Raw genomic sequence first — 12075 nt, forward strand, 5'->3', positions numbered from 1 at the left:
ATCTCGCGGCTCATAGCGAGCCGAGCCAGTTCTTCAGCAGCACGGCTCCGGCGTCGCCGGACTTCTCGGGGTGGAACTGGGTGGCCATGAGCGGGCCGTTCTCGACGGCGGCCACGAACGGCACGCCGTGCTCGGCCCAGGTGACGATCGGCTCGTCGAACCCGTCGCCGGCGTGGAGCTCCCACTCGCGCACACCGTACGAGTGGACGAAGTAGAAGCGGGTCGCCGCGTCGAGCCCCGCGAACAGGACGCTGCCGGCGGGCGCCTTGACCGTGTTCCACCCCATGTGGGGCAGCACGGGCGCCTCGAGGCGTTCGACGGTGCCCGGCCACTCGCCGCAGCCCTCGGTCTCGACGCCGTGCTCGACACCCCTGGCGAACAGGATCTGCATGCCCACGCAGATGCCCAGCACCGGGCGCCCGCCGGACAGGCGGCGGCCGATGATCTGGTCGCCGCGGACGCCCTTGAGCCCGGTCATGCACGCCTCGAACGCGCCGACGCCCGGCACGACCAGGCCGTCGGCCTCGAGGGCGGCGTCGAAGTCGGGCGTCACGGTCACGTCCGCGCCCACCCTGGCCAGCGCCCGCTCGGCCGAGCGTAGATTGCCCGACCCGTAGTCGAGGATGACGATGTTCTTCTTCACCACCACAGCACCCCCGCCGTGATCGCCATCGCGGCGCCCAGCGCGCAGATCGCCGCACCGATCTTGAGCCCCTGCCTGAACAGGGAGAACACGCCGCCGATGAGGAACAGGCCGAGGAAGACCATCACGCCGGCGAGCAGGTTGTCGGTCATAGGACGCCCTTGGTGCTGGGCACGCCCGTGGCGCGCGGGTCGAGCTCGGACGCCTCGCGCAGCGCCCGGGCCAGGGCCTTGAACTGGGCCTCCACGATGTGGTGGGCGTTGCGCCCGTACGGGACGTGGACGTGCAGGCAGATCGCGGCCTGCGCGACGAGCGACTCCAGGATGTGGCGCGTCATCGTCGTGTCGTAGTCGGGGCCGATCATCGGCGCCATGCCCTCGGGCTCGGTGTGCACCAGGTATGGCCGTCCGGACAGGTCGACGGTCACCTGGGCGAGCGACTCGTCCAGCGGGCACGACGCGCTGCCGAACCGCCTGATGCCCGACTTGTCGCCCAACGCCTCGCGGAACGCCGCGCCCAGCGCGAGCGCGGTGTCCTCGATCGTGTGGTGGGAGTCGATGTGCAGGTCGCCCTCGGTCTTGACCGTCAGGTCGAACAGCCCGTGCTTGCCGAGCTGGGCCAGCATGTGGTCGAAGAACCCGACCCCGGTCGCGACCTCGACCCGGCCGGTGCCGTCGAGGCCGACCTCCACCAGGACCGAGGTCTCCTTCGTAACGCGCTCGACGCGGCCTACGCGACTCACAACACTCCTTCCATGGCGGCGCGGAAGGCCGCCATCTCCTCGCCGGTGCCGATCGACACACGCAGCCATTGTGGCGGGCCCACCTCGCGGATGAGGACCCCGCGCTCCAGCAGCCCCTCCCACACCTTGCGCCGGTCGGGGAAGCGCCCGAACAGCACGAAGTTGGCGTCGGAGTCGGCCACGGCCAAGCCCTTGGCGCGCAGCCACGCGACCGTGTCGTCGCGCTCGCGCCGCAGCGCGTCGACCGTGCCGAGCAGCTCGGCGCGGTGCCGCAGCGCCACGCGGGCGGCCGCCTGGGTGAGCGTGGACAGGTGGTACGGCAGCCGCACCAGCAGCAGCGCCTCCACCACGGCCGGGTGGGCGGCCAGGTAGCCGAGCCGGGTGCCCGCCATGGCGAACGCCTTGGACATCGTCCTGGTGACGATCAGCCTCGGGTGGGCCGGCAGCAGGGTGAGCGCCGACGGCGTGCCCTCGCGGGCGAACTCGGCGTAGGCCTCGTCGACCACGACCATGCCCGGGGCCACGGCCAGCACGGCCTCGATGGTCTCGAGCGGCTGCGCGGTGCCCGTCGGGTTGTTGGGCGAGGCCAGGAAGACGATGTCGGGCCGGTGCTCCTCGATCGCCGCCGTCGCCTTGGCGGGGTCGATCGAGAAGTCGTCCTCGCGGCTGGCCGAGACCCACTCGGTGCTGGTGCCGCTGGTGATGATCGGGTGCATCGAGTAGGACGGCTCGAACCCGATGGCCGTGCGCCCGTGGCCGCCGAAGGCCTGGAGGATCTGCTGGAGCACCTCGTTGGAGCCGTTGGCGGCCCACACCTGCTCGGTGGTCAGCCCGTGACCCAGGTAGCCGGCCAGGTCGGCGCGGAGCGCCGTGGCGTCCCTGTCGGGGTAGCGGTTGAGCTCTCCGGCGCTCGCCCTGACCGCCTCGGCCAGGTCGGCGACCAGCTCGGGCGAGGGCGGGTAGGGGTTTTCGTTGGTGTTGAGCCTGACGGGGACGTCGATCTGGGGCGCGCCGTACGGCGACTTACCCCGCAGATCGTCCCTGATGGGCAGGTCGTCGAGGTTCACGCGTTCTCCGTGGGAACTTTCCAGTCGAATCGGGCACGGATGGCGGCGCCGTGTGCGGGCAGGTCCTCGGCGTCGGCCAGGACCGACACGTGGGCCGCCGCGCCCGCGAGCGCCTCGCGGGTGTAGTCGACGACATGGATGCCGCGCAGGAACGACTGCACCGACAGGCCGCTGGAGTGGCAGGCGCAGCCGCCGGTGGGCAGCACGTGGTTGGAGCCGGCGAGGTAGTCGCCGAGCGAGACGGGCGCGTACGCGCCCACGAAGATCGCTCCGGCGTTCCGGATCCGCCCGGCCACCTCGGCGGCGTTCGCGGTGTGGATCTCGAGGTGCTCGGCGGCGTACGCGTTGACGACCTTGATGCCGTCGTCGATGGAGTCGACCAGCACGATGCCCGACTGCCCGCCGCTCAGGGCCTCGGTGATGCGCTCGGAGTGCTTGGTCGCCGACACCTGGCCCGGCAGCTCCTTCTCGACCGCGTCGGCCAGCTCGGTGCTGGTGGTGACCAGCACGGCCGCGGCGATCACGTCGTGCTCGGCCTGGCTGATCAGGTCGGCGGCCACGTGGACCGGGTCGGCCGTCTCGTCGGCCAGGATGGCGATCTCGGTCGGGCCCGCCTCGGAGTCGATGCCGATGCGGCCCTTGAGCAGCCGCTTGGCCGCCGTCACCCAGATGTTGCCGGGACCGGTCACCATGGTGGCGGCCGGGCACTCCTCCGTGCCGTAGGCGAACATGGCCACCGCCTGCGCCCCGCCCACCGAGTAGACCTCGTCCACGCCGAGCAGCGCGCACGCGGCCAGGATCGTGGGGTGCGGCAGCCCGCCGAACTCCTTCTGCGCGGGGCTGGTCACGGCCAGCGAGGCGACGCCGGCCTCCTGGGCCGGGACGACGTTCATCACCACGCTGGAGGGATAGACCGCGCGGCCGCCGGGGACGTACAGGCCCACGCGCTCGACCGGCACCCACCGCTCGGTCACGGTGCCGCCGGGCACGACCTCGGTGGTGACGTCGGTGCGCCGCTGGTCGCGGTGGACCAGCCTGGCCCGCCTGATCGACTCCTCCAGCGCCGCCCGCACCCTGGGGTCGAGCTCGCTCAGCGCTCGCTCGATCGCCTCGGCGGGGACGCGGGTGTCGGTGATCTCGACACCGTCGAACCTGGCGGTCAGCTCCCGTACGGCTGCCGCCCCGCGATGGTGTACGTCGTCGCAGATGAGCCGCACCTTCTCCAGGGCGGCCTCGACGTCGAGCTCGGCGCGGGGCAGCACGTCGCGCAGATCCTCCGGCAGAGAACCGCGCATGTCGATACGGGAAATCACCCGTACAGTCTACGGAGTCCGTCCCCTGAATCAGGTTCTGTCCACCATGCGGGACGCCCGACGCCCGCGGCCCCTACAGGCTCCCTACAGGCGACGTGTGGCGGCCGTGGGCGACGCTCGCCGACGTCGCGCCCACGGCCGCCGCAACCCCGGACCGGGCCTGCCGGGGCAGCGCCGCGACCGCAACGGGGGGTACGGCCACGGCCGGGAAAGCTCAGGACCACACCACTGCCCGCCTGGAGCCGCTCACTAACGCGCCACGCCAAGAAAGCGCCACGCAGTTTTTGCCGGCGGTCACGGAGCTCGTGTCGCGGCTGGGACGAGGTCACAGCGACCTTCGAGGCCATGTGAGTACTTTCACATTGCATGTCCATTATGTCCGAGCCCATACGCTTGCCGGGTGGGACAGTGGCGAAGCCCGGACGGGCTCCTGGTCGAGGCGATCATTCTGGACGATCGCCCCCTTCTGCGTGTCTCCCACCAGGTCAACGGCAGGACGTACTTGCGCGGCTACTGCGCCACCGTCTCCGAGCTGGCCGTCCACGGCGTGGACCTCGCCGAGCTCGTCGAAGACTCCTCCCTTGACCATCTGTAGACCCTGGCCCGCCACTGTCGATCAGCCGGACCGGGTACGGCATGCACCATGGTCCGGCTGCCGCCCTACACGCCGATGCTGGCCCAGCTCGGCTCCCTGAACTCCGTCCAGGGCGCGGACTGGGCGGTGGAGATGAAATGGGACGGCGTCCGCGCCCTCGCCTACATCCAGGGCGGCGCCGTCCGCCTGATGTCGCGCAACGGCAAGGACATCACCCCCGCCTACCCCGAGCTCCAGCTCATGGCCGGCGCCGCCGGCGGGCACGCGGCCGTGATCGACGGGGAGATCGTGGCGTTCGACGAGACCGGCCGGCCCAGCTTCGAGGCGCTGCAGCCCCGGATGCACCAGCGCAACCCCGTGGCGATCGGGGAGCTGGCCAGGTCGGTGCCGGTGACGTACATGGCCTTCGACATCCTCCACCTCGAGGACGACAGCACCGTCTCCCGCCCCTACTCCCAGCGCAGGGAGCTGCTCGAGAGCACGTTCAGGCCCGGCTACCGGTGGGAGGTGCCGGTCTGGTTCGCCGACCACGCCGGGCTCGCGTTCGACTCCTCCAGGCAGCTGGGGCTCGAGGGCGTCGTGTGCAAGCGGATGGGCTCGCCGTACCGTCCGGGCAGGCGCAGCGCCGACTGGACGAAGATCAAGAACGTGCGCTCCGTCGAGGTCGTGGTCGGCGGGTGGAAGCCCGGCGGCGGACGGCGGACGGGGATGATCGGCTCGCTGCTGCTCGGCGCGTACGACCCCCAGGGCCGGCTGCGGTACGTGGGACACGTCGGCACCGGGTTCACCGAGGCCGCGCTGCGCGACCTGGGCGAGCGCCTCACGGCACTGGAGCGGCCGGAGCCGCCGTTCGACGAGGCGGTGCCGCGCGAGTACGCGAGGGACGCCCACTGGGTGACGCCACTCCTGGTCGGCGAGGTGCAGTACACCGAGGTCACCGGCGACGGCCGGCTGCGCCACCCCTCCTGGCGCGGGCTGCGGCCCGACCGCGAGCCGCACGAGGCCACCACGGCGGAGATCCTGCCGGGCCGCGACGCGGCAGCCGGCTGACCGCCACGACACGCAGCACTCAATTACATTTCGCTTTCAGGATGTGACTTAGAGTCATCGACAGGCTGTAGATCACCTTCAGAGGGGACGCTGTGTCGAAGACTCTGGTCACCACGCTGATCACGCTGGCCGGCGTCGCGTTCGCGATGCCCGCCGAGGCCGCCGAGCCACCGCCGCCCGCGGCGCCCGTCAAAGAAGGCTCCTGGGGCGCCGCGTCGTCACCGCTGATGCGCCCGAGCCAGGCCGTGCGTTACTGGACCGCCGGCAAGCAGGCCAAGGCCAACGGCGCGAACCTGCCCCGGACCCTGCGCAAGCCCACCCAGGCCGCCGCGCGGCGCAGCGTGCCCAGCGCCAAGCGGCTCACCCCCGGCGGGGACGCCAACGGCTACGCCCGCGTGCGCCGCCCCTACACCGACTCGGTGACCAGCAGGATCACCGGCCGGCTCTTCTACGTCAACGCGAGCGGGGAGGACGACGCCTGCAGCGCCTCCGTCGTGCGCTCCGCGGCCAAGGTGCTCGTCGTGACCGCCGCCCACTGCGTGTACGGGGTACCGAGAGGCGCCTCGACCGGCCGATGGCACTCGCACTTCGCGTTCGTACCCGCCTACGACGGGCGGGCGAGCACCCTGCGCAGGCGCGAGCCGTACGGGCGGTGGGGCGCCCGCCGCGCGTGGAAACCCGACGGCTACACCGGCCTGAGCGGCGGCGACTGGAACTCGATCTACGACATCGCCCTCATCGAGGTCGGCAAGCGGGACAACCGCACGCTCCAGGACGCGGTCGGCGCCTTCACCCCGATGCTCAACCAGGGCGTCCGGCACACCATTGCCACCACGGGCTATCCCGGCGTGTCCGGCAGGAGGCCGTACGACGGCAGGGACCAGCTCTGGTGCATGGGCAGGTCCGAGCCGGCCGGCGGGATCATCGACGGCACTCTTTACCTCCCCTCCGGCTCCGCCCCCCTGCCGGAGGACGGGCGGATGGAGACGTACAACTGTCACCTGTTCAGGGGCCACAGCGGCGGGCCGTGGCTGCTCAAAGGCACCCGTGACCTGGTCGGCGTGCTGTCGGCGGGCACCGAGGACGGCGAGGACGGCGGCTTCTCCGTGGCCAACGCCCTCAACGCGGAGAGCTACGGCGCCATCGTGAAGAACGCCGACCCGCGCGGCGTCTACGACGCCCTGTCCATCAGCGCCGCGGGCCCGAAGAGCGCGGTCAAGCCCGGCGGCACCGCCACCGTCACGGCCACCGTCGCCGTGCGCGGGCTCATGTCCGCCGCGCGGGTGCCCGTCACGTTCACCCTCCCGGAGGGCACGAGCCTGTCGTCGGTGGACGGGGCCTCCTGCAGGCAGACGCTCGGGAAGGCCACCTGCACGATCCCGGTCGTCCGTCCCGGCCATCCGGTCCGGGTCTCGGCCCAGGTCCAGGTCGCCCGCGACGCCGCGGCCGCACCGCGCATCACCGCCACCGTCGGCTCCACGCCCCTCGACCCGTCCCAGACCGACAACACCAGCACGTTCTCCCTCCCCACCGCGGCCGCGTCCGACAGCCTCTGATCGTCCGGCGGTGAGCGAGGCGCCAGGACAGGCGGACGGCTCCAGCGCCCGGTCAGGCGGACGGCTCCAGCGCCGGCTCCTTCAGCGTCCGCGCCATCAGCCAGGCCAGGGCCGGGAAGGCGATCAGGCACGCCAGGGCCGTCCTCAAGGTCGTCGCCTCCGCGAGCGCGCCCACCAGCGGGCTGGTCAGGCCGCCCACGCTCACCGCCAGCCCCAGGGTCACGCCGCCCGCCGTGCCCACCCGGGTGGGCAGGAAGTCCTGGCCCAGCGTGACGTGCAAGGAGAACGGGACATACAGCGCGATCGACGAGGCCGCGACGAAGACGTACGCGAGGGGACCGGGAGCGAGCACCACACCCGCGACCGCCGGGACGGCCAGCGCGTAGGCCAGGCGCATCGTGCGCACCCTGTCCCAGCGGGCCGCCAGCCTGCCGCCCAGCACGGTGCCCACCGCCGCGCCCGCGAACAGCACGAACAGCGCCACCGCGCCCGCCGCGCCGCCACCCATGAACAGGGCCACGAAGGCGCTCAGCCCGACGTACACGACCGAACGGAAGACGATCACCAGCGTCAGCCTGACGAACGACGGCCAGTCCTCCCGGCCGGACACCGGCGCCGCGCCCTGCGCCGACCGCCCTCCCCCGGTCAGCGCCCGGACCGCCGGCAGCGTCGCCACCGCCCCCAGCACCGCCGGCGCCGCGAGGAACGGCGAGGCGCCCAGCCCCCAGCCCGCCAGCAACGGCGTCACCAGCACGGGAGCCGACGCGAAGCCCAGCGTCCCGCCCATCGAGAACCAGCTCATCCGCACATGGCTGCCCTCGCTCGCGATCCTGGCCAGCCGCGCCGACTCCGGGTGGTACGCCGCCACGCCCAGGCCGGACAGCGCCACGGCCAGCCAGGTCAGCGCGTACGAGTCCGTCACGCCACCGAGCGCCACCCCGGCGCCCGCCACGACCATGCTCAACGGGATCAGCCACGGCATCCGCCACCGGTCGGTCAGCACCCCGAACAACGGCTGCACGATCGACGACAGCAGCGTCGCGGCCAGCACGATGCCGGAGACCGCGACGTACCCGTAACCGCGCCCGGCCACCAGGAACGGCACCAGCGCGGGAACGGCGCCCTGATAGAAGTCCACCGCCGCGTGGCCGGCGGCGAGCATCGGGATCCTGTTCACGCTCCGATCATGTCCCGGTGACCGCTGTCGCGCTTCCGATAAAATGACAATCCATGACGGAAATCCGCCATCTCTCCGAGGCGCCCACGGGCCGGCGGCCGCTCGCGCCAGGAGCGGGCATCGACGCGCACCGGCACGACACCCACCAGATCGTGTACGCGTGCCGCGGCGTGCTCTCCGTCACCACCGGCGCGGGCACGTGGGTGGCCCCGGCCAACCGGGCCATCTGGATCCCGGCCGGGACGGTCCACGAGCACCGCGCCCACGGCGACACCGACCTGCGCCTGGTGGGCCTCACGGACAACCCGCTCGGCCTCGACCGCCCGGCCGTCCTCGCGGTCGGTCCGCTGCTCCGCGAGCTGATCATCGCTTACACGGCCGACGACGACCGGACCCCCGCTCCCCCACCCCATCCCGCCACCGCCCCACCGGCTCCACGAGGCACCGCCGCCCCAGCCGTGCCAGAAGGCACCGGCACCTCGCCTTCCCGGTTTGCCGAGTTCCCGCAAGCACCACCGGCCCCTTCGGCCTTCGACACCGACCCAGCTCTGAGGGATCCGGCCGCCCACGCCCACGCCCATGCGACCGACGCCTGTCATGGCGGCGACGAGCGCGGCAGTGACGAGCGCGGCAGTGACGAGGACGCCCGGCGCGGCGCGCGTCGCGGTCACGGTGCCGGCGACGGCGACGACGACGGCGACGGCGACGGCGAGCGGGCGCGGCTGTGGGCGGTGCTGCTCGACCAGCTCAGACGGGCCCCCGAGCAGCCCCTCCACCTGCCCACCGCCCAGGACCCCCGGCTGGCCGCCGTCTGCGCGACCCTGCACCGCGACCCCGCCGACAGCAGGACCCTCGCCCAGCTGGCGGCCGGGGTGGGCACCAGTGACCGGACGCTCGCCAGGCTGTGCCGGCGCGAGCTCGGCATGAGCTTCCCCCAATGGCGCACCCAGCTCCGCCTGCACCACGCGCTGCTGCTCCTCGCCGACGGCGTCCCCGTGACGACCGTGGCCCACCGGTGCGGGTGGGCGTCGGCCAGCGCGTTCATCGACGTGTTCAGGCGGGCGTTCGGGTACACCCCGGGCCGGGCCTTTACATTGTAGATTCGCTACAATGGGCTTCCGTGAGTAAATCCAAAGGCAAGGGCGGCGGCACTCCGGCCACCATGGCGCTGGCCAAGGCGAAGGCCGAGTTCACCCTCCACCCCTACGAGCACGACGCCGCCGCGCAGGCCTACGGCGAGGAGGCGGCGGACGCGCTCGGCGTGCCGTACGAGCGGATCTTCAAGACGCTGGTGGCCGAGGTGGAGAGCGGCCTGGCGGTGGCCGTCGTGCCCGTGGCGGGCAAGCTCGACCTCAAGGCCCTGGCCGGCGCGCTCAACAGCAAGCGGGCCGCCATGGCCGACGCCGCCAAGGTGGAGCGGGTGACCGGCTACGTCGTGGGCGGCATCAGCCCCCTGGGCCAGCGCAAGCAGCTCCCCACGGTCGTCGACTCCTCGGCGCTCGACTTCGAGACGATCTACTTCTCGGCCGGCAAGCGCGGCCTGCAGATCGAGACCGCCCCCGACAACCTCATCACGCTCACCAGGGCCGTCACCGCCCCCATCGGCAAGCGCGGCTAGTCCCGCACGTGGACTATCCGCGCCGCCGGGGCCACCCGAAATCCGAGTCCAGGGGAGAGCGGCCGACCAGCCACCTGAACAGCCGCCGGTGCCGCCGGAAGAACGGGTGGTCGCCGCGTCTGTCGCCCCGTCCGTCCATGGCCTCGCGCCGCCGCTCCTCCTCCAGCGCCTTGTCCAGCCCCGGGGTGTAGCCGCCGCCGAACCGGGCCATGTCCGGCCCGGCGAAGCCCCTGGGCTCGACGCGCCGCAGCGCGGGCCCCATCGAGTCCACCCAGATCGGCCCCGGCAGCGACGCGCCCTGCACCGCCCCGTAGTACTGGTTCCCGATCTGCACGTCCTGCAGCGGGTACTTGTACGAGCCCCGGATGTCCCCGACGCTGACCGCCGCCGCCAGCGCGGGCGTGTACCCGGCGAACCAGGCCGACGTGTAGCCGTTGTTGGTCCCCGTCTTCCCGGCGGCCGGCCGGTCGATGCCCTGCCCGTGCATGGTGCCCTTGGTGAAGACGCCCTCCAGCACGTAGTTGACCGCGTCCGCGACGTCCTCCTCCAGGGCCCGCCGGCACGCGGGCGGCACGTGCGTACGCCGTCCGTCCCTGCCGATGATCTCGACGATGGCCAGCGGCCGGCAGTAGATCCCCCTGGCCGCGAACGTCGCGAACGCCGCCGCCACCGTCACCGGGTCCATCTCGTTGACGCCCAGCGTGAACGTCGGCACCTCCTTCAGCGGCTGGCCGTCCGCCCTGGTGATGCCGAGCGCCTTCGCCGTGCGCACCACGTTGCAGAGCCCGACCTTGCGCTCCAGCATCATGTAGAAGATGTTCACCGACTTCCAGGTGCCGGTCTCGATGCTGTGCGGGCCGCCCGAGCCCTCGCCGCTGGCGTTGAGTATGCGGGTGTCCGGGTCGTTGACGGGCCGTCCCGAGCAGTCGCGGTAGCCCTGCGCGGGCACGAGCGAGCCCGGCGTCACGAAGCCGTCGTTGAAGCGCCACCCCTGCTTGAGCGCCGTGGCCAGCGTGAACACCTTGAACGTCGACCCGGCCTGGAAGCCCTGGCCGCCTCCGTGCGCCACGTCCGCGGCCAGGTTGAAGGTGGTCTTGGGGCCGTTCTTCCGGTTGCCCGGGTTGCGGCCGAACTGCTTGCTGGCCGCGATCGCCGTGATCCGCCCGGTCCGCGGCTCCACCATGGCCTCGGCGGCCACCTCCGTGTCCTCGGGCGAGACGTAGCGGCGGATGGCCTGCTCGGCGGCGCGCTGGGCGATCGGGTCGAGGCTGGTCCTGATCACCAGGCCGCCTCTGGCCATCCTGGTACGGCGCTCGGCCGCCGTGTTGCCGAACACCGGGTTGGACAGGAGCTCGCGCTGCACGTACAGGCAGTAGAACGGGTAGTCGCTCTGCTCGCAGCCGCCGGGCTCGGGCTTGAGCATGATGTCGAGCGGCCCGGCCTTGGCGCGCGCCGCGTCCTGCTGGCTGATCAGCTTCAGCCCGGCCATGCGGTCGAGCACGAGGTCCCGCCGCATCTTCAGGCGTGCCCGGTGCGCCGGGCCGAGCGAGGGATCGGTCGAGAACGGCATGCGTACCGCGCCCGCCAGCGTGGCCGCCTGGGCGAGCGTCAGCCGGGAGGCCGACGTGGAGAAGAAGCGCCTGGCCGCCGCCTCGACGCCGTGCGCTCCCGCGCCGAAGTAGGCGATGTTGAGGTAGCGCTCCAGGATCTCGTCCTTGCGGTACTTCTTCTCCAGGGCCAGCGCGAGCCGCAGCTCGGTGATCTTGCGGGCCAGGTTGGGGGCGCGGGCCCTGTCACGCTCGGCCTCGGTACGGGCGCTCTCGACCAGGATGTTCTTGACGAGCTGCTGCGTCAGGGACGAGCCGCCCTGCCTGATGCCGCCGGCCTGCGTGTTGGTGAGCAGCGCCCGCAGCGTGCCCCTGACGTCGAGACCGCCGTGCTCGTAGAAGCGGGCGTCCTCGATGGCCACGATCGCCTGGCGCATCACCGGCGCGACGGCGGCGAGCCGGACGGCTGTCCTGTTGGCCTCGTAGAACTGGGCGAACGGCCGGCCGTCCTTGTCCAGCAGCCTGGTCACCTGCGCGAGCGGCTCCTCGCGCGGCGCGGGCGGCAGGTCGACGAAGGTGTTCGCGACGGTCTTGGCGGCCATGCCGCCCCCGCTCACCACGGGCGCGGCCAGTGCCGCGGTCAGCACTCCGCCGAGCGCCCCCGCCAGTGCGAGTGCGCCGACGGATCTGAGTACGGTCACGTACCTTGGTGTGCGACGTCCGCATCCGCGCCAAACGACCGCTTGTCAGCTGTTTACCGGTGCCTG

General features: G+C 72.3%; 12 protein-coding genes. 5 read left to right on the forward strand and 7 right to left on the reverse strand.

Going from position 1 to position 12075, the window contains the following annotated elements:
• Positions 1-10 precede the first annotated feature (10 nt).
• Genes hisH through hisD form a run of 5 tightly spaced genes read right to left on the reverse strand, consistent with a single transcriptional unit; the run spans position 11 to position 3765 of the window.
• On the reverse strand, positions 11-643 hold the full coding sequence (gene hisH, locus AB0H84_RS05340; RefSeq protein WP_357598443.1) for an imidazole glycerol phosphate synthase subunit HisH: 633 nt from the start codon (positions 641-643) through the stop codon (positions 11-13).
• On the reverse strand, positions 640-795 hold the full coding sequence (locus tag AB0H84_RS05345; RefSeq protein ID WP_357598446.1) for a hypothetical protein: 156 nt from the start codon (positions 793-795) through the stop codon (positions 640-642). The genes hisH and AB0H84_RS05345 overlap by 4 nt, the downstream gene beginning before the upstream one ends.
• Positions 792-1385 carry an imidazoleglycerol-phosphate dehydratase HisB gene (gene hisB / locus AB0H84_RS05350; RefSeq protein ID WP_344985129.1) on the reverse strand — a complete coding sequence of 198 codons (594 nt, stop codon included), beginning with the start codon at positions 1383-1385 and terminating at the stop codon, positions 792-794. Before hisB ends, AB0H84_RS05345 begins: the two co-directional genes overlap by 4 nt.
• Positions 1382-2452: a histidinol-phosphate transaminase gene (locus tag AB0H84_RS05355; protein ID WP_357598449.1), complete on the reverse strand. Its 1071-nt coding sequence runs from the start codon at positions 2450-2452 to the stop codon at positions 1382-1384. The genes hisB and AB0H84_RS05355 overlap by 4 nt, the downstream gene beginning before the upstream one ends.
• Positions 2449-3765, reverse strand: a complete 1317-nt coding sequence (gene hisD / locus AB0H84_RS05360) for a histidinol dehydrogenase (RefSeq protein WP_357598452.1) — start codon at positions 3763-3765, stop codon at positions 2449-2451. Before hisD ends, AB0H84_RS05355 begins: the two co-directional genes overlap by 4 nt.
• A gap of 400 nt (positions 3766-4165) precedes the next feature.
• Here hisD and AB0H84_RS05365 point away from each other — a divergent pair, with 400 nt between their 5' ends.
• From AB0H84_RS05365 to AB0H84_RS05375, 3 genes are all read left to right on the forward strand, one after another.
• The gene (locus tag AB0H84_RS05365; RefSeq protein WP_357598455.1) at positions 4166-4360 is read left to right on the forward strand and encodes a hypothetical protein; all 195 of its coding nucleotides are present in this window, start codon (positions 4166-4168) and stop codon (positions 4358-4360) included.
• Between the two features lie 48 nt (positions 4361-4408).
• The gene (ligD, locus tag AB0H84_RS05370) at positions 4409-5410 is read left to right on the forward strand and encodes a non-homologous end-joining DNA ligase (protein WP_357598458.1); all 1002 of its coding nucleotides are present in this window, start codon (positions 4409-4411) and stop codon (positions 5408-5410) included.
• A gap of 92 nt (positions 5411-5502) precedes the next feature.
• Entirely contained in the window at positions 5503-6966 is a 1464-nt protein-coding gene (locus AB0H84_RS05375) for a hypothetical protein (RefSeq protein WP_357598461.1), read from the forward strand.
• Between the two features lie 52 nt (positions 6967-7018).
• On the opposite strand, the gene AB0H84_RS05380 is transcribed toward AB0H84_RS05375, so the two are convergent.
• Positions 7019-8143 carry an MFS transporter gene (locus tag AB0H84_RS05380; protein ID WP_357598464.1) on the reverse strand — a complete coding sequence of 375 codons (1125 nt, stop codon included), beginning with the start codon at positions 8141-8143 and terminating at the stop codon, positions 7019-7021.
• A 53-nt stretch (positions 8144-8196) separates the two neighbouring features.
• Between AB0H84_RS05380 and AB0H84_RS05385 the strand changes: the two genes are divergently transcribed.
• Together AB0H84_RS05385 and ybaK are read left to right on the forward strand one after the other, a co-directional pair.
• Entirely contained in the window at positions 8197-9243 is a 1047-nt protein-coding gene (locus AB0H84_RS05385; RefSeq protein WP_357598467.1) for a helix-turn-helix transcriptional regulator, read from the forward strand.
• A gap of 62 nt (positions 9244-9305) precedes the next feature.
• Positions 9306-9761, forward strand: coding sequence for a Cys-tRNA(Pro) deacylase (ybaK, locus tag AB0H84_RS05390; RefSeq protein WP_357599644.1), 456 nt, complete (start codon positions 9306-9308; stop codon positions 9759-9761).
• Between the two features lie 13 nt (positions 9762-9774).
• Here the strand turns inward: ybaK and AB0H84_RS05395 are convergent, their stop codons facing one another.
• Positions 9775-12009, reverse strand: coding sequence for a transglycosylase domain-containing protein (locus AB0H84_RS05395; RefSeq protein ID WP_357598470.1), 2235 nt, complete (start codon positions 12007-12009; stop codon positions 9775-9777).
• Positions 12010-12075: the final 66 nt, after the last annotated feature.

The sequence above is a fragment of the Nonomuraea sp. NPDC050786 genome (assembly GCF_040654115.1).
Lineage (GTDB): Bacteria > Actinomycetota > Actinomycetes > Streptosporangiales > Streptosporangiaceae > Nonomuraea.

What these genes read in the sequence shown, in the direction of transcription:
- AB0H84_RS05345 (WP_357598446.1), bottom strand. Translation starts at nt 795, where the DNA reads ATGACCGACAACCTGCTCGCCGGCGTGATGGTCTTCCTCGGCCTGTTC.
- ligD (WP_357598458.1), top strand. Translation starts at nt 4,409, where the DNA reads ATGGTCCGGCTGCCGCCCTACACGCCGATGCTGGCCCAGCTCGGCTCC.
- AB0H84_RS05385 (WP_357598467.1), top strand. Translation starts at nt 8,197, where the DNA reads ATGACGGAAATCCGCCATCTCTCCGAGGCGCCCACGGGCCGGCGGCCG.
- ybaK (WP_357599644.1), top strand. Translation starts at nt 9,306, where the DNA reads ATGGCGCTGGCCAAGGCGAAGGCCGAGTTCACCCTCCACCCCTACGAG.